Origin of the sequence: Microbacterium sp. ANT_H45B (assembly GCF_008369345.1) — a bacterium.
Taxonomy (GTDB): domain Bacteria; phylum Actinomycetota; class Actinomycetes; order Actinomycetales; family Microbacteriaceae; genus Microbacterium.
On sequence record NZ_VOBK01000001.1, the window covers coordinates 500,924 to 516,459 of the forward strand.

Annotated in this window: 15 protein-coding genes and 1 tRNA gene; 9 read left to right on the forward strand and 7 right to left on the reverse strand. The window is 69.0% G+C overall.

The window, feature by feature from the left end; genetic code table 11:
• Positions 1-31: 31 nt before the first annotated feature.
• Positions 32-520 (forward strand): DUF6301 family protein, encoded by a 489-nt coding sequence (locus FQ142_RS17365; RefSeq protein ID WP_188042277.1) that lies wholly within the window; start codon positions 32-34, stop codon positions 518-520.
• A 51-nt stretch (positions 521-571) separates the two neighbouring features.
• Here FQ142_RS17365 and FQ142_RS02475 read toward each other — a convergent pair.
• A tRNA-Gly gene (locus tag FQ142_RS02475) sits at positions 572-645 on the reverse strand.
• 92 nt (positions 646-737) lie between these two features.
• Here FQ142_RS02475 and dcd point away from each other — a divergent pair.
• Positions 738-1,343, forward strand: a complete 606-nt coding sequence (gene dcd / locus FQ142_RS02480) for a dCTP deaminase (protein ID WP_042536862.1) — start codon at positions 738-740, stop codon at positions 1,341-1,343.
• Position 1,344: 1 nt separating this feature from the next.
• Positions 1,345-1,824: a hypothetical protein gene (locus tag FQ142_RS02485; RefSeq protein WP_149422074.1), complete on the forward strand. Its 480-nt coding sequence runs from the start codon at positions 1,345-1,347 to the stop codon at positions 1,822-1,824.
• 144 nt (positions 1,825-1,968) lie between these two features.
• On the opposite strand, the gene FQ142_RS17370 is transcribed toward FQ142_RS02485, so the two are convergent.
• The gene (locus FQ142_RS17370; RefSeq protein ID WP_188042278.1) at positions 1,969-2,796 is read right to left on the reverse strand and encodes a hypothetical protein; all 828 of its coding nucleotides are present in this window, start codon (positions 2,794-2,796) and stop codon (positions 1,969-1,971) included.
• Between the two features lie 105 nt (positions 2,797-2,901).
• Here FQ142_RS17370 and FQ142_RS17640 point away from each other — a divergent pair, with 105 nt between their 5' ends.
• Both FQ142_RS17640 and FQ142_RS02500 read left to right on the forward strand, forming a co-directional pair.
• The gene (locus tag FQ142_RS17640; RefSeq protein ID WP_262492031.1) at positions 2,902-3,462 is read left to right on the forward strand and encodes a MarR family winged helix-turn-helix transcriptional regulator; all 561 of its coding nucleotides are present in this window, start codon (positions 2,902-2,904) and stop codon (positions 3,460-3,462) included.
• Between the two features lie 197 nt (positions 3,463-3,659).
• A complete protein-coding gene (locus FQ142_RS02500) occupies positions 3,660-5,186 on the forward strand; it encodes an HNH endonuclease signature motif containing protein (protein ID WP_149422075.1) in 1,527 nt (508 codons plus the stop codon).
• Between the two features lie 5 nt (positions 5,187-5,191).
• Here the strand turns inward: FQ142_RS02500 and FQ142_RS02505 are convergent, their stop codons facing one another.
• The 3 genes from FQ142_RS02505 to FQ142_RS02515 form a co-directional block, all read right to left on the reverse strand.
• Entirely contained in the window at positions 5,192-6,202 is a 1,011-nt protein-coding gene (locus FQ142_RS02505) for a cation diffusion facilitator family transporter (protein WP_149422076.1), read from the reverse strand.
• 105 nt (positions 6,203-6,307) lie between these two features.
• A complete protein-coding gene (locus FQ142_RS02510; RefSeq protein ID WP_149422077.1) occupies positions 6,308-7,720 on the reverse strand; it encodes an MFS transporter in 1,413 nt (470 codons plus the stop codon).
• A gap of 78 nt (positions 7,721-7,798) precedes the next feature.
• Complete coding sequence (locus tag FQ142_RS02515; protein ID WP_149422078.1) at positions 7,799-8,674, reverse strand: serine protein kinase RIO; 876 nt, start codon at positions 8,672-8,674, stop codon at positions 7,799-7,801.
• A 257-nt stretch (positions 8,675-8,931) separates the two neighbouring features.
• On the opposite strand from FQ142_RS02515, the gene FQ142_RS02520 reads away from it, so the two are divergent.
• Positions 8,932-10,143 carry an MFS transporter gene (locus FQ142_RS02520; RefSeq protein ID WP_149422079.1) on the forward strand — a complete coding sequence of 404 codons (1,212 nt, stop codon included), beginning with the start codon at positions 8,932-8,934 and terminating at the stop codon, positions 10,141-10,143.
• 118 nt (positions 10,144-10,261) lie between these two features.
• Here FQ142_RS02520 and FQ142_RS02525 read toward each other — a convergent pair whose 3' ends face one another.
• Positions 10,262-11,191 carry a helix-turn-helix domain-containing protein gene (locus FQ142_RS02525; protein WP_149422080.1) on the reverse strand — a complete coding sequence of 310 codons (930 nt, stop codon included), beginning with the start codon at positions 11,189-11,191 and terminating at the stop codon, positions 10,262-10,264.
• 70 nt (positions 11,192-11,261) lie between these two features.
• On the opposite strand from FQ142_RS02525, the gene FQ142_RS02530 reads away from it, so the two are divergent.
• On the forward strand, positions 11,262-11,723 hold the full coding sequence (locus tag FQ142_RS02530; protein WP_149422081.1) for a DUF3817 domain-containing protein: 462 nt from the start codon (positions 11,262-11,264) through the stop codon (positions 11,721-11,723).
• Positions 11,724-11,747: 24 nt separating this feature from the next.
• On the opposite strand, the gene FQ142_RS02535 is transcribed toward FQ142_RS02530, so the two are convergent.
• Complete coding sequence (locus FQ142_RS02535; RefSeq protein ID WP_149422082.1) at positions 11,748-12,713, reverse strand: NAD(P)/FAD-dependent oxidoreductase; 966 nt, start codon at positions 12,711-12,713, stop codon at positions 11,748-11,750.
• A 307-nt stretch (positions 12,714-13,020) separates the two neighbouring features.
• Between FQ142_RS02535 and dnaK the strand changes: the two genes are divergently transcribed.
• Entirely contained in the window at positions 13,021-14,886 is a 1,866-nt protein-coding gene (gene dnaK, locus FQ142_RS02540; protein WP_149422083.1) for a molecular chaperone DnaK, read from the forward strand.
• A gap of 2 nt (positions 14,887-14,888) precedes the next feature.
• Positions 14,889-15,530, forward strand: a complete 642-nt coding sequence (locus FQ142_RS02545) for a nucleotide exchange factor GrpE (protein ID WP_149422084.1) — start codon at positions 14,889-14,891, stop codon at positions 15,528-15,530.
• Positions 15,531-15,536: the final 6 nt, after the last annotated feature.

The window sequence follows — 15,536 nt, forward strand, 5'->3', positions numbered from 1 at the left end:
GTCTGATCCTCGGGATCGATAGGATCGCCAGATGACCGCACTCGCCAGGGCCACAGACGCGCAGATCGATGCCGTCTGCGAGGCCTTCACGTCGGTATCGTGGCCGCTCGGCCGCGACGACTTCAAGACGCTCGCAGAGCGCCTCGGGTGGCAGTTCGCGTTGGAGACGTCGAGCGGCATCCAGCACCGCTCGGGGTATCCCGTGAATCTGCCGACCGTTCGCTCGCTCGTGGCGGAGGACGCAGTGTCCCAGGTCACGGTCGCGGTCTCCGATAAGAGCGACGACGCCGAGGGGCTGCGGAGTGCTGCGCACGGGCTGCAGGCGGCGCTGGGCGAGCGCCTCGGTGAGCCCTCCGGCTCCGACGGGGCAGGTCACTACTGGGAACTGGGCAACGGCGGCAGGATCCGACTCGCGAGGGTGCCCAGGAAGGTGCTGCTCGTCGTCGCGGATCAGCGGTTCGCCGAGGTGGAGCGAAGAGAGGAACGCCTGGGCATCGACCCCGGCCGCACGCCGGCGTAGGGGATGACAGTGCCTGATTCCGGGTCGGAACAGCGCTGGACGTGGCGCATCTGGAGGGGCTGACGGGAATCGAACCCGCGCTATCTGCTTGGGAAGCAGAAGTTCTGCCATTGAACTACAGCCCCGCACCTGCATCCGAAGAGCAGGTCACGCCAGCCTACCCGCACGATCCGTCACGACCAAAGTGCGGGACGGGTGTGGCAACTAGGCTGGGGCCGTGCTTCTCAGCGACCGCGACATCAGAGCAGAACTCGCATCCGGCCACATCGGTCTGGATCCGCACGAGCCGGAGATGATCCAGCCGTCGAGCATCGACGTGCGCCTGGACCGCTACTTCCGCCTCTTCGACAACCACAAGTATCCGTTCATCGATCCTTCGGTCGATCAGCCGGAGCTCACGCGGTTGATCGAGGTCGACCCCGACGAGCCGTTCATCCTGCACCCGGGCGAGTTCGCCCTCGGCGCGACCTTCGAGCAGGTCTCGCTGGCGGATGACATCGCGGCACGCCTCGAGGGCAAGTCGTCGCTGGGACGGCTGGGCCTCATTACCCACTCGACCGCAGGGTTCATCGATCCGGGATTCACCGGCCACGTCACGCTGGAGCTCGCGAACGTCGCCACGTTGCCGATCAAGCTGTGGCCGGGCATGAAGATCGGCCAGCTGTGCTTCTTCCGGCTGACCTCGCCGGCCGAGAACCCCTACGGCTCCGGCCCCTACGGCAACCGTTACCAGGGACAGCGCGGACCCACGGCATCCCGCTCGTTCCAGAACTTCCACAAGACCGACGTCGGGACGACCGACGTCGGAGCCGTAGGAGGCTGACATGAGCGGCGACGACAGCGATCGGCAGATTCCGATGGACCCGCGGGGCGCTGCCGTCCCGCCGCCGCCCGCGGAGGGTGCGGTTCCGAACGCCGTGATCCCGCCGCCTCCGCCGGAGTCGTCTGTTCCGGATGTGGTGATCCCGCCGCCTCCGCCGGAGTCGTCTGTTCCGGATGTGGTGATCCCGCCGCCTCCGCCGGAGGCGATGCTTCCGGCGACCCGCAGGTCGCGGCCGAAGCCGGCGATCCTCACCGGCGACCAGCCTGCTCCGGTCGCGGACGACTGGGCGCAGCCGTCGGTGGCTCCCGAGGTCCCGACATCCGGTGGATATCGTGCGCTGACCTTCGTGATCTTCGCTTTTCTGGTGGTCATCCTGGTCGCGGCGATCGTCGGCGCGATCTACCTCGGCACGACGACCTTCGGGATGTCGGCCGTCGATTCCTCGTCTGTCGCAGGCGCCGCGGCATCCTGGACCGGGTGACCTGGTCCGGCGTCGAGATGGTGCTGATGTCCTGCCATGGACGATCGGCCGGATGCCCGGTGCGCGGGTTCGACGGATGGATGCAGCCGCAGAAATGCCCCGCCTGACCGGGGTCAGGCGGGGCATTCACGTGATCGGATGCGGTCAGGCGTCGCGACCGCGGGAGAACCCGGCGTCGAAGCCGCGCTCGTAGGCGTGCTGCGCTGCGCCGGCGGTGCGGTGATCACCGCGGTTGTGGCCGCGATCAGGACCGAAGCCGTGGCCGCGGTGGTCGCCGCGCTCGTGGCCGCCGCGCTCGTGGCCGCCGCGCTCGTCGGTGAGGCGGTCGTGCCCGCGGTGTCCGTGGTGCGCGCAGGTGTGGCCGGCGGAGTCCGAGTCGGCGCCGAACTCGGCATCCGCACCGTACTCATGCCCGTACTCGCGACCCTGACCGAAGTCCGAGCCGAAGTCGCGACCGCGTCCGAACGGGCGGCCGTGGCGACGGCCGAAGCCGGGGCCGAAGCCGTGCCCGCGTCCGAACCTGCGAGGTCCGAAGCCGCGGCGACGGCCGCGTCCTCGGGGGAGCGGCGTCTCCTCGTCCCAGCCGAACGCGCGAGCGATCTGCTCGAGTGTGGCGAGGGTGGTGTCGAGGTCGTCGGGTGAGACGGCGTCGGTGACCTTGGCGCGGATGCCGTCGACGATGCCGTGGAGGCGTTCCTTGGCTGCGCGCCCGTCGGTCGTGAGCGTCCAGCCGTCGCCGTCGGCGACGACCCATCCGCGCTCCACGAGATCGTGCAGTTTGTGGGCGTTCAGCGGGCGGCGCGCAGGCACCGAGCCGTCGATCACGTTGAGGATCCGCCAGTCGCGGCGGCTCGCCTGCTCGCTCTCGAAGGCCGAGGTGAACTCGGCGGCCATCAGGCGGTCGACCGCCGTGATCCAGAAGCCGAACGGGCGGAAGGTGCTGTCTGTGTTCTGAGTGTCAGAGGTGTTCATGAGATGAGTCCTTAGATGTCATGGAGCATGTGCTTGTCACTATGCATGTATATGTAGTGTGACATGTAGTTCGGATGCATGTCAAGTCGCATGTAAAATCGACGGGTGAGCGCCGAAGAGAACGACCCCGCCGAGGCCATCGCCCGCGCCCTGTCCCGCCTGCGCGGACGTCGTCCTGGCGAACGCGGTCGAGGCCCCCGCGGGATGGGCGCGACGCGCGGGTGGCACGGTGGCCCGCATTCCGACCACTTCGAGCAGGGCGTGCACGATCACGGGCGCTCGGGGCATCCCGGCATGCCGCCGTGGATGAACGATCCGTCCGGGCGCTTCGGGGGGCCGGCTCGGATGCGGATGCTCGAGGCGCTCGCCGCGGCATCCGCACCGCTGAGCGTGAGCGACCTCGGCGCGGCGATTGGTGTCGATCAGCCGCGCGCCTCGCGGCTCGTGCAACAGGGGGTCGCGCACGGGTTCGTGCGGCGTGAGGCGGATCCGGACGACGCGCGACGCACGCGCATCGCGCTCACGGATGAGGGGCGCACGGCTGCGCGCGGAATGAGGGGGGAGCGGCGCGAGGCTCTCGGCAGGGCGCTCGCGGCGTTCACCGCGGACGAGCGGGAGCAGCTCGCGATGCTGTTGAACAAGCTCGCCGACAACTGGGAGAGCTGAGCGCTCGATCCGGCGCCGGAGCGGTGACCTGGGCGAGGGCGGTCTGGATCGTTGGAGACCTGTGCCGGGGGTGACGTGCGGCGTTCGTGATCGGCATTCCGGAACGCGGCTGCGGTGTTCCGGAATATGCTTCTGATCTGGCCGAAAAAGCTCGAATCGGTGGCTCGAATGTCGGTGGCCCCGGGTTGTATGGGGGCATGTCATCCCGCACTCGCAGCCTTGTCGATCAGGTCGTCGCCGACCTCGATCGGGTGCTGTCCGATGACGCGCTCGCGGGATTGTCCGACGCGGAACGGGTCGAGGTCCTGCAAGCGGCCGGAGCAGCGTTCCGGCGCGTCGAGGCCGTCGTGGTCGAGACGATCGCCAGTGGCGATGCGATCGACTTCCCGCATTCCACCGGATGCCGCACGCAGAACGAACTGCTCCAGCGCACCCTGCTGACAGACATGCGCGGAGCGACGCGCGTCGGGGCTGCCGTCGACCTGGTTCGACGGGATGTGAACCTGGTGTCCGGCGATCGGCTGCCCGCGCGGTGGCCGGCGCTGCGAGAGGCGATGCTCGACGGCGCGCTCAGCATCGCGGGGATGCTCGCCGCGACCGAGCCGCTCGAGAAGGTGTCGCACCGCATCGGCGTCGATGATCGGCTCGACGCCGACATCTGCCTCGCGCGTGCGGCGCGAGGCATCAGACCCGACCCCGAGGCCGGCCCAGACGATGAGGTTCAGGGCCCGGCACCCACGATCGACGAGCTGAAACTCCTCGCAGAGACGCTGGCCATGCTGCTCGACCCCGATGGAGACGAGCCCGGCGATGAGCCTGCGCGTCGTCGGGGCATCACCCTCGGCCAGGTGCGCGATGGGCTGCGTTCCATCAAGGGATATCTGACGCCCGATGTCGCCGCGCAGTTCGAGCTGATCCTCGATGCGATGAACAACCCCAAGGGCGACGGTCCGCCTCTGCCGGGTGTGGTGTTCACTGTCGATTCTGACGGCGTCGATGCTGCAGACGGCGATGCTGTAGACGGCGATGCTGACGACGGCGATGCTGCAGACTGCGATGTCGAAGAGGACCCATACAACTCCGATCCGCGCTGCGTCATCGACGACCGCACGCCCGCACAGAAGCGACATGACGCGCTCGCTGCGGCATTGGCGATCGCTGCCCGTCACCGAGACATGCCCACCCTCGGTGGCGCCGCACCGGTCCTGGTGGTGACGGTCGATGCGAACGACCTCGCCGAGGGCACCGGGCGTGCGAGCGTCGGCGGCGCCTGGGGACAGCTGCCCGTGAGCGTCGCTGCCCATGTCGGCTGCTCGGGGACGATTCAGCGGGTGATGTTCGATGAGGGGCGGATCATCGCGATCACGACCACCGATCGGGTCTTCACGGTGCATCAACGGCGGGCGATCATCGCTCGCGACAAGGAGTGTCTGATCCCGGGATGTCATGTTCCGGCGTCATGGTGTGAGATCCATCACGTCACCGAGCACGCGAGGGGTGGTCCGACACACACGGACAACGGTGTGCCGTTGTGCTGGTGGCATCACCGATCTCTCGGGAAGTCCGGGTGGGAGATCCGCATGAATGACGGTGTCCCGCAGGTGCGAGGGCCTGTCTGGTGGGACCCCGACCAACGATGGCGCACCCCGCGCCTCAGCGGTGCAGAGCGGGTGCGAAACGCGAGGAATGCGCAGAAGGCACCGGTCTTCGCGCGGGCCGGATGATGCGGCTAGGGCTGGGCGCCCGCGGTTGCATCCGTTCCCGCGGTTGCATCCGTTCCCGCGGCTGCGTCGGTTCGCGCGACTGCGTCGGTTCCGACCGCTGCGTCGGTGCCGAAGGCGAGCGATTCCTCGTCGTCGACGGAGAGCGAGAGCACGACGGTCTCGACCACCGGGTGCGCCTCGATCTGCTGTTCGATCTCGCGCAGGCGCCGGGCCACGTCGTGTTCGCGGGCGTCGCCGGCGAGATCCACCTCGGCGACGATGAACAGCCGGTTCGGCCCGACGTACTCGATGTGCAGGTAGGTGAGGCGCTGGATCTGCGGCGATCCGAGCAGCGCCCGACCGACTCGCTCGCGCAGCGCGGGCGATGCGTTCGATCCGACGAGGAAGGCGATGTTGCGCCCGATCAGGATCACGGCGACGATCCCCAGCAGGATGCCGACGAGGATCGACCCCACGGCATCCCAGGCGGCGACTCCCGTGATCTGATGCATCGCGATCGCCCCCGCGGCGAGCACGAGACCGATCAGCGCGGCTGCGTCCTCGAAGAACACCGCACGCAACGTCGTGTCGCTTGTGTCGAGCACGTAGTCCCAGGTCGACGATCCCCGCTCCTGCGCGAGACGTCGCGACTTCACCATCGCCTGCGTGAACGACGCCCCCTCGAGCACGAAGGCGATGCCGAGCACCGCGTACGCGACGACGGGGCTCTCGACCGGTCCCGTCTCGGACAGCTCCTGCACCCCGTGCATGATCGACACGATCGATCCCGCGGTGAAGATCCCGAACGCGGCGATCAGCGACCAGACGAACGCGGCGCGACCATAGCCGAGCGGATGCCGCTCATCCTTGGCGCGCGCGCCGCGGCGGTCGGCGATGAGCAGGAAGACCTCGTTGCCGGCATCCGCCCACGAGTGCGCGGCCTCGGCCACCATCGATGCCGACGACGTGAGCGCGGCGGCGACCGTCTTGGCGATCGCGACGAGGATGTTGGCGAGGAATGCGATGATGACCGTCACGCGGTCAGGCTACTCCCGCCCGAGCGTCGGTCGGCGCGTCACCCCGCGCGATGCGGATCGCCTCGCCCGGCGGGCCGCGGATCGCCAAGCCCGGCGGGACGAGGGTCAGGCGCGCTGCGTGGCTCTGACCGGCAGCAGCAGCAGGAAGCCGGCGATGAGCACCAGCACGATGCCCAGGATGCCGAAGGCGGTCGAGCCCGTCAGCACGATGAGCAGGGTCCAGGCACCGGATGCCATCCAGCTCGCGGCTCTGCCCGTCGTGGCGTACAGGCCGAAGATCTCACCCTCGCGTCCGGCCGGGGTGATGCGGGCCAGGAACGACCGCGACGCCGCCTGCGCGGGTCCGACGAACGCGCACAGCAGCAGGCCGCCGATCCAGAACACGATCGCTCCTGCGTCCACCAGGAAGAACACCGCGAGCCCCGCGACGACCATGGCTGCGAGGGAGATGAGGATGATCCGCTTCGGGCCGAACCGGTCGTCGTAGCGTCCGGCGATGATGGTCGAGACGCCCGCGATGAGGTTCGCCGCGATGCCGAAGATCACGAGCTCGAGGAACTCGAAGTCGAACACCTGCCCGGCGATGATCGCACCGAACGCGAAGACGCCGCCGAGGCCATCGCGGAACACGGCGCTCGACAGCAGGAACCAGAACGTCTGACGGGTGTCGGGGTTGCGGTAGAGGCCGACGACGTCCCTGACGAGAAGACCGTACGACGCGAAGAAGCCGACCTTGCGCTCGGGGCGTCCGAGCGACGGCTCCGGCACGTTGAGGAAGATCGGGATCGAGAACACGATCGCCCAGATGGCGCATCCGAGCGCGATGATCCGGAAAGGCAGTCCGCCGTCTTCGGAGAGGCCGAACCAGTCGGCCATGTAGAAGATGATCACGAGCACCAGCGCGATGATGCCGCCGATGTAGCCGAACCCCCAGCCGAGACCCGAGATGCGGCCGACGGTCTTCGGGTTCGCGATGCCGATGAGCATGGCGTTCGAGTTCACCGCGGCGATCTCGCCGAACACCGATCCCGCCGAGATCAGGGCCACGCCGAGCCAGAACAGCGCGGGCGTCGGTTCGACGAACCACAGCCCGAGCATGCAGGCGATGAGGGCACCCGTGCCGATGCCGAGCCAGAGCTTCTGCTTGCCGGCGGCATCCGCGCGCTGGCCCAGCACCGGTGCGATCAGGAGGATCGCGATGCCGGCGATCGTCGAGCCGAGACCCAGTCCCGACGCCAGGTCGGCCTCTGCCGCAGTGCGGATCGGGTCCGCCGAGTCGAGCGCGGCGACCTCGGGCGGCAGGAACACCTCGGTCGTGAGGTACAGCGCGGTGAAGATGAAGGTGAGGATGACCGTGTTGAAGGGTTGCGTCGCCCAGTCCCACAGTGCCCACGAGAAGACCTGCTTCCGCGGGGCGGGGTCGTCTCCGCGAAGGTCGAGGCCGATCACGCCGACCGCACCGCTGTTCGCCGTCGCTGCGGGCTCCGCTGCCGCGCCGTCGTGGGGGGATTCGCTCATGCTCGCAGTCTGGCCGCGTGGGGTGAACGGATGGTGACGGCGCGCCGCGCTGCAGTGCGCGGTCCCCCCGGCCGGGACTCACGCGTACGACGCCGCGAGCATCTCGGCGAAGAGCTCCTCCGCATCGCGCTCGACGCGGCGGCGGGTGAACCAGTCGCAGATGTTGACGCAGTCGCGGTGCAGCAGATCCAGGCCCTGGGGATTGGCGATGATGTCGACGATCTGCGGCAGGTCGATCACCCGCACCCGGCCCCGGTGCACGAGCAGGTTGTAGGCCGAGAGGTCGCCGTGCGCGAAGCCCGCCGCCGCGAAGATCCGCATGAGGTCGACCACCTGGTCGTAGAGGCCCGACAGCTCGTCGGGCGCGCTGCGCACGGCGGCGAGCCGGGGTGCGGCGACACCGTCCGTGTCGCCGAGGAACTCCATCAGCAGCTCCGTGCCGTTGACCTGCACGGGGTAGGGCACCGGCGCTCCGAGTTCCCACATGCGGCACAGGGCGTCGAACTCGGCGAACGACCATTGCAGCGCCGCGACCGCGCGGCCGTGCTCGGACTTCTTGGCGAGCGCACGCGTGTCGCGCGTGTTCCGGGTCGAGCGGCCCTCGGTGTAGACGCCGGAGCGGTGGAAGCTGCTGTGGTCGGAATCGCGATAGCGCTTCGCGGCCAGGAGGGTGCGCCGGCCGGGATCATCCGGCACCGCGCGTTCGAGAAGGAAGACGTCGGCCTCCTTGCCGGTCTTGAGGATGCCGAGCTCGGTGTCGAGCGCACCGGCGCTGGTCACCACCCAGTCCGGCCACGGCTGCGGGCCGCGCTCCGACGGGGTGATCGCCGGCCAGGTGGTCCAGCGCTGGTTCTCGCCGGGTTCGACGTCGGCGAAGGAGGGAACGGATTCGAAGGGAGACGCGTCGAAGAGACGCGGGGAGGGTGCTTCGGACGAAGCGGAGAGATCAGACACGGTGTGGCTCCGAGGGAGGGGAGGCCACGCGCGGATCAGGAGCGGGCGGCCTCGAGGGGAAGGATGTCGGCGAGGGTCACGACAGAGACGATGTTCATGTCATCCACTCCTCTCGCTCGGGCCTTCCGGGATCACCCGGCGCGTGGTCGAGCCTAGGGCGCGCGGACGGATGCTGTCCAGACCCGGTCCGGACGAATGGTCGGATGCCGCAGACGCCGCGTCGGGCACCGACCCTCTGCGGCTGCGAACCTGGAACCATGACGACGACCGCGCCCGTTCCCACGACCACCGCACCCTCCGAGCGGATCCGCTACGGCGGCCTCATCGTGCTGATGCTGATGGGATTCCTGCTCGTCACCGCGGAGTTCCTGCCCAACGGCGTGCTCACCGAGATGGCCGATGCCCTCGGCGTCACCCCCGGCCAGGCGGGGCAGACGGTCACGGTCACCGCGCTCGTCGGTCTGATCGTCGCCCCGACGGTCGGCCTCATGTTCCCCCGGCTCGACCGCCGCTCGCTGCTCGTCTGGATGGCGCTCGCCGCGGCGGTGTCGAACCTCATCGTGGCGATCGCGCCGAACCTGATCATCGTGCTGCTCGCCCGATTCCTCCTCGGCGCGGCGATCAGCGCCTTCTGGGCGATGTCGATCACGGTCGCCGCCCGACTCGCGGGCCCTTCGCATCTCGGCCGCGGTGTCATGTTCACCTCGGCCGGTGTCTCGCTGGCCACGGTCGCGGGTGTTCCGCTGGGTGTGATGCTCAGCGAGGTCGTGGACTGGCAGACGGTCTTCGCGATCGCCGGCGTGCTCATGGTCCTGCTGGCGGTGGCGCTGCGATTCCTGCTGCCGTCCGTCCCCGCCGAGCAGGCGTCGAGCATCCGTCTGCTCGTCGACACCCTGCGTCGTCCCGGCATCGGACTCGGCATGGTCGGACACGTGCTCGTCGTTCTCGGCCACTTCCTGGCCTACACCTACGTGCGACTCGCTCTCGAACGCATCCCGGAGGTCGAGCCGTCGACCATCATCGTGCTGCTCGCCCTGTTCGGGGTCGGTGGCCTCGCCGGCAACCTCGGGCTCGGATTCGTCATCGACCGCACGTTCGCCTTCTTCGCGGTGCTCGCACCGCTCGTGATCTCGGTATCGGTGCTCTCGATGATCTTCCTGTCGGGATCGGTTCTCGGCATCGGCATCGTCGTGCTCGTGTGGGGGTTCTTCTTCTCGTCATGGCTGCTCGTGATCAACACGTGGGTCGGCCATCGCACCCCCGACCGCCTCGAGGCCGGCGGCAGCCTGGTCGTCGTCGGATTCCAGGGCGCGATCACACTGGCCGCGGGCGTGGGCGGCCTGCTCGTCGACACTCTCGACGTCGAGTTCGTCTACGTTCTCGGCGCGATCTCGCTGCTGGTCGGCGCCGTGCTGTTCGGGCTGTCGAATCGTACGAGCACGGCAGCGGCCGCGGCCGCGCTCACCTGAATCGCGGCGTCCGGCACCGGGCACGGACTCGGATCGAGCTGACGCGCCGGACGCTTTCGACAGCGGGCGTCGTGTCGGGCCCGGGCTCCCACGTCGTGCTCAGGCGGGGACGTCGTGCTCAGGCGGGGACGGCGGTCAGCGCCTGAGCCCGCCACGCGGACGGCGTCATGCCGGTGCGGCGACGGAAGGCGCGGCTGAATCCCTCGTCCGACGCGTAGCCCAGCTCGCGCGAGGTCTCGCTGACGGAGCGGCCCTCGCTCAGCATCCGCTTCGCCGCATCGATGCGCACCTCGGTGACGTAGTCGGCGGGGGAGCGGCCGATCGCCGTGCGGAAGCGCTCGGCGAACACGGAGCGCGACATCGCGCCGACGCCGGCGAGGCGCTCGACCGTCCAGTCCTGACCCGGCTGCGCGTGGATGGCGTCGACGACGCGGTCGAGGAACGGATCCTTCGCCACGGAGGGCCAGCCCTCGGGGGCGCAGCCCTCTGCCGCCCAGGCGCGGATCACGCTGAGCAGCACAGTCTTCGCCATGACGCGGCAGATCACGGGATCGCCCTGGCGTTCGGGCGACGACGGCGGATCGGTCGGGCCCATGCTCGCCGCGAGCGCCGCCGCCGCCGGTTCGAGCGCGTCGAACGACATCACGGTGATCGGGTCGGGGAGAAGTGCGGCGAGCCGGGACGCACTGTCGGAGAACTCGAGCTCCACCACCACCAGATCGGAGGCGGTGTCCGCTCGCAGCGCAACCGGTGTCCGGCCGAGCGTGAGGAACGCGTCGCCCGCGAGGAGGCTCGCGCGCAGCGGCCGCTCGTCGATCGCCACGACCGTCGTCCCGGCGCTGGCCGTGCGGTCGACGTCGAGGCGGCATCCGGCGGTGGAGGGGGGATGCCCGCTCACCGACCCCGCGGCGATGTAGACCAGGGTGGCCGCTCCCGACGGCAGGGGCAGACGGTCGCCGTCGGTCAGAGCGACGCGTCGGGCCACTCCCACACGCAGGTCGACGGAGTCGAGCACCCGCCCCAGAGCTGTGGATTCGACCGTCACCATGCCTTCGGCAACGCCGGGGGCCGCGGCGCTATTCCGGATACCCTGGAAGGACCCCCACCCGAGGAGTCCCGTGTTCCGTACGCCCGACCGCCTGTACCGGGTCCTCGCGATCGCGGAGGCGATCACCTGGACCATCCTGATGTCGGCGATCATCGCCCGTGCCGCGGGTGCGCCGGGCATCGTGGTCACCATCGGCGGGGGCATCCACGGCTTCGTCTTCCTCGCCTACGGGGCGACCGCGATCCTCGTCGCGCTGAATCAGCGCTGGCACGTCGGAGTCGCCGTCCTCGCCGTGGCGAGTGCGATCGTCCCCTATGCGACCATACCGATGGAGATCTGGCTGCAGCGCACCGGTCGTCTCGCGGGCGCCTGGCGGCGGGAGCAGACCGACGACCCGCGCGACGCCCGCTGGTACGACCGTCTGATGCGGTGGTTCCTGCTCAGGCCGTTCGTCCTCGTGCTGCTGCTCGTAGTCGCCATCGTCGCGCTGTACGTCGTGCTGCTTCTCGCAGGCCCTCCCGGCGGCAAGTGACCGGATGCCGGTCGTCCGACGCGGTCAGTGCGCGGTCGTGATGCCGACGGCGTCCTGCACCAGCACCGAGGCGACTCTCGCGCCGGCGCCCGCGGCGACGATGAGCTGCTGCGGGCCGGGGATCGCCGCGTCGCCGGCCGCGTAGAGACCGGGGATGTCGGTGCGTCCCGAGCGATCGGTGACGAGGTGGCCGTCGTGATCGACCGACGGGGAGAATCCGCGCAGGAACGACAGGTCGGTCTCCCACTGCGGGCGCACGAAACCGCCGTCGATCGCGACCTCGGTGACGTCCTCCAGTCGGATCGCCTCGATGCGGCCGCGGTCGCCGACGAGTTCGGAGATCGGATGCCGCGCGACGGCGACTCCGCCCGCGGCGAGCTCCGCCTCCTGCGCCACCGTGACGGTGTCGGCGCCGAGAGTGAACACGGTCAGATGGTCGGTCCAGCGTGAGATGAGCCGTGCGCGGTCGGTGAGGTCGTCGGTCGTGCCGATCAGCGCGAGGCGTCGCCCGCGCATCTCCCAGGCGTCACAGGCCGCGCAGCTGAACAGGCTGATGCCATAGAAGCCGCGCAGGTTCGGCGCCTCGGGAAGCGTCTCCCGCAGGCCGGTGGCCAGCACCACCGAATGCGCGGTCACGACCCGGGCGGGATCCCTGCGTCCGACGGACGCCGTGAATCGCGCCGTCCCAGCGTCCGACGGTGGAGCATCCCCGGCGCCGTCCGATCGTTCGAGCGAGAGGACCCGGACGCGGGTGCGCACCTCGATGTTCGGGTACGCCGCGAGCTCCTCGCGCGCGATGCGTCGCAGCTCGTGCGGGGGCACGCCGTCGCGGGTGAGGAAGCCGTGCGAGTTCAGGGTGGCCGCGTTGCGAGGGCGGTCCGCGTCGACGAGCAGCACCCGCATGAGCGATCGGCCGAGGTTGAGCGCGGCGGAGAGCCCGGCAGGCCCCCCGCCGATCACGAGCGCGTCGTAGGCATCGGTGTCGGTCATGCGCACTCCCCGAAGACGGGCGGTGCGCGCGGTGCGGTCCGACGCGGGTGCGCCGACCAGGGCGGCGCCGCCGGCGGACGCGCTCGCGGGTCGAGTCGTCCGTTGCCTCCCATCCTGCCATCTTCCGAGTGAGGGTGCCCTAACAACGACGAGTCCGGCGCGCTCCTCGGCAAAGTTGAGCCAATTCATATCAACTTTGTTTGACACCTCCGAGGCACCCGGCTACAGTTGAGTCATCGCGACTCAGGTTTTCCCGATCGCCCAGAGTTTTCCGAACCACATCAACCTCGCAACAAAGGAGAATCACATGGCACGTGCTGTTGGAATCGACCTCGGTACGACGAACTCCGTCGTCAGCGTCCTCGAGGGTGGCGAGCCGAAGGTCATCGCCAATGCCGAAGGCTTCCGCACGACCCCGTCGGTCGTCGCCTTCACGAAGGACGGGGAGGTGCTCGTCGGCGAGACCGCGAAGCGCCAGGCCGTCACGAACGTCGACCGCACCATCGCGTCGGTCAAGCGCCACGTCGGCACCGACTGGACCTTCGACGTCGACGGCAAGAAGTGGACGCCGCAGGAGATCTCCGCGCGCATCCTCCAGAAGCTCAAGCGCGACGCCGAGTCGTACCTGGGCGACACCGTGACGGATGCCGTCATCACCGTTCCCGCGTACTTCAACGACGCCGAGCGTCAGGCCACCAAGGAGGCCGGCGAGATCTCGGGCCTCAACGTCCTGCGCATCATCAACGAGCCCACCGCCGCCGCTCTCGCCTACGGCCTCGACAAGGGCAAGGAGGACGAGCTCATCCTGGTCTTCGACCTCGGTGGCGGAACCTTCGACGTCTCCCTCCTCGAGGTGGGCAAGGACGACGACTTCTCGACCATCCAGGTGCGCTCCACCTCGGGTGACAACCGCCTCGGCGGAGACGACTGGGACCAGCGCCTCGTCGACCACCTGATCAAGCAGTTCAAGGAGACCACCGGCGTCGACGTCTCGGGTGACAAGATCGCCCTGCAGCGTCTCAAGGAGGCGGCGGAGCAGGCCAAGAAGGAGCTCTCCTCCTCGACCTCGACCAGCATCAACCTCCCGTACCTGTCGCTGACGGAGTCCGGACCGGTGTCGCTGAGCGAGACCATCACCCGCGCCAAGTTCGAGGACCTCACCAAGGACCTGCTCGACCGCACCAAGAAGCCGTTCGAGGACGTCATCCGCGAAGCCGGCATCAAGGTCGCCGACATCGATCACATCGTCCTCGTGGGCGGATCGACGCGTATGCCCGCCGTCGCCGAGCTCGTCAAGCGCGAGACCGGCAAGGAGGCCAACAAGGGCGTCAACCCCGATGAGGTCGTCGCCGTCGGTGCCGCCCTGCAGGCCGGTGTCCTCAAGGGCGAGCGCAAGGACGTCCTCCTCATCGACGTCACGCCCCTCAGCCTCGGCATCGAGACCAAGGGCGGCATGATGACGAAGCTCATCGAGCGCAACACGGCCATCCCGACCAAGCGCAGCGAGACCTTCACCACGGCCGACGACAACCAGCCGTCCGTCGCGATCCAGGTCTTCCAGGGCGAGCGCGACTTCACCCGCGACAACAAGCCGCTCGGCACGTTCGAGCTCACCGGAATCGCCCCGGCTCCCCGTGGCATCCCGCAGATCGAGGTCACGTTCGACATCGACGCCAACGGCATCGTGCACGTGTCCGCGAAGGACAAGGGCACGGGCACCGAGAAGTCCATCGTCATCTCCGGCGGCTCCTCGCTGTCGAAGGAGGACATCGAGCGCATGGTCCGTGAGGCCGAGGAGCACGCGTCCGAGGACAAGGCCCGTCGCGAGGCCGCCGAGGTCCGCAACCAGGCCGAGACGCTCGCGTACTCGATCGACAAGCTGATCACCGAGAACGACGACAAGCTGCCCGAGGACGTGAAGACCGAGGTCAAGGCCGACGTCGACGCGCTCAAGACGGCACTGGCCGGCGAGGACGACGAGGCCGTGAAGACCGCGTTCGACAAGCTGAACCAGTCGCAGGGCAAGATCGGCGAGGCCATCTACGCACAGTCCCAGGCCGAGGGCGCCCCGAGCGCCGACGCCGCGGGCGAGGCTCCGGCCGATGACTCCTCCTCCTCCGACGAGGATGTCATCGACGCCGAGGTCGTGGACGACGAGGACGAGAAGAAGTAATCATGACGGACAAGAACTTCGAAGGTGACGACGAGGTTCGCAGCGAGGGGTCGGATGCGCAGAGCACCGGCCCTTCGCCGCAGAACCCCGACTCGCGCGAGGCCGCGGCGGCAGAAGGATCTGATGAGACGCCGGTCGACGGCGCCCCTGACGATCTGACGGTCGACGACATCCTCGGCGCGACCCAGACCGGAGAGGCGGCGGCTGAGGATGCCGTGCTCGCCGATCTGGAGTCGACGCTGCTGAACGACCTCAAGCGTCTTCAGGCCGAGTACGCCAACTACCGCCGCCGCACCGAGGAGCAGCGCCAGGTCGAGATCGAACGCGCGAAGGGCGAGGCCGCCAAGGGCCTCATCCCCGTGCTCGACGACCTCGATCGCGCGGCCCAGCACGGTGATCTCGTCGAGGGCACGCCCTTCGCCGTGATCGCGGGCAAGGTGCGCGCCGTGGTCGAGCGGCTCGGTGTGGTCTCGTACGGCGAGAAGGGCGAGGAGTTCGACCCGCAGCGCCACGAGGCCATCTTCCAGCAGCCCACCCCCGGCGCCGACAAGACCACGGTGCTCGAGGTCGTCGAGGTGGGCTACCGCCTCGGTGACGTCGAGCTGCGTCCCGCGAAGGTCGTCGTCGCCGTACCTGCCGAGTAGGTGATC

Coding starts and splice junctions, on each gene's coding strand:
- FQ142_RS17365 (WP_188042277.1), top strand. CDS start 32: ATGACCGCACTCGCCAGGGCCACAGACGCGCAGATCGATGCCGTCTGC.
- FQ142_RS02485 (WP_149422074.1), top strand. CDS start 1,345: ATGAGCGGCGACGACAGCGATCGGCAGATTCCGATGGACCCGCGGGGC.
- FQ142_RS17370 (WP_188042278.1), bottom strand. CDS start 2,796: ATGAACACCTCTGACACTCAGAACACAGACAGCACCTTCCGCCCGTTC.
- FQ142_RS02500 (WP_149422075.1), top strand. CDS start 3,660: ATGTCATCCCGCACTCGCAGCCTTGTCGATCAGGTCGTCGCCGACCTC.
- FQ142_RS02510 (WP_149422077.1), bottom strand. CDS start 7,720: ATGAGCGAATCCCCCCACGACGGCGCGGCAGCGGAGCCCGCAGCGACG.
- FQ142_RS02520 (WP_149422079.1), top strand. CDS start 8,932: ATGACGACGACCGCGCCCGTTCCCACGACCACCGCACCCTCCGAGCGG.
- FQ142_RS02525 (WP_149422080.1), bottom strand. CDS start 11,191: ATGGTGACGGTCGAATCCACAGCTCTGGGGCGGGTGCTCGACTCCGTC.
- FQ142_RS02535 (WP_149422082.1), bottom strand. CDS start 12,713: ATGACCGACACCGATGCCTACGACGCGCTCGTGATCGGCGGGGGGCCT.
- dnaK (WP_149422083.1), top strand. CDS start 13,021: ATGGCACGTGCTGTTGGAATCGACCTCGGTACGACGAACTCCGTCGTC.
- FQ142_RS02545 (WP_149422084.1), top strand. CDS start 14,889: ATGACGGACAAGAACTTCGAAGGTGACGACGAGGTTCGCAGCGAGGGG.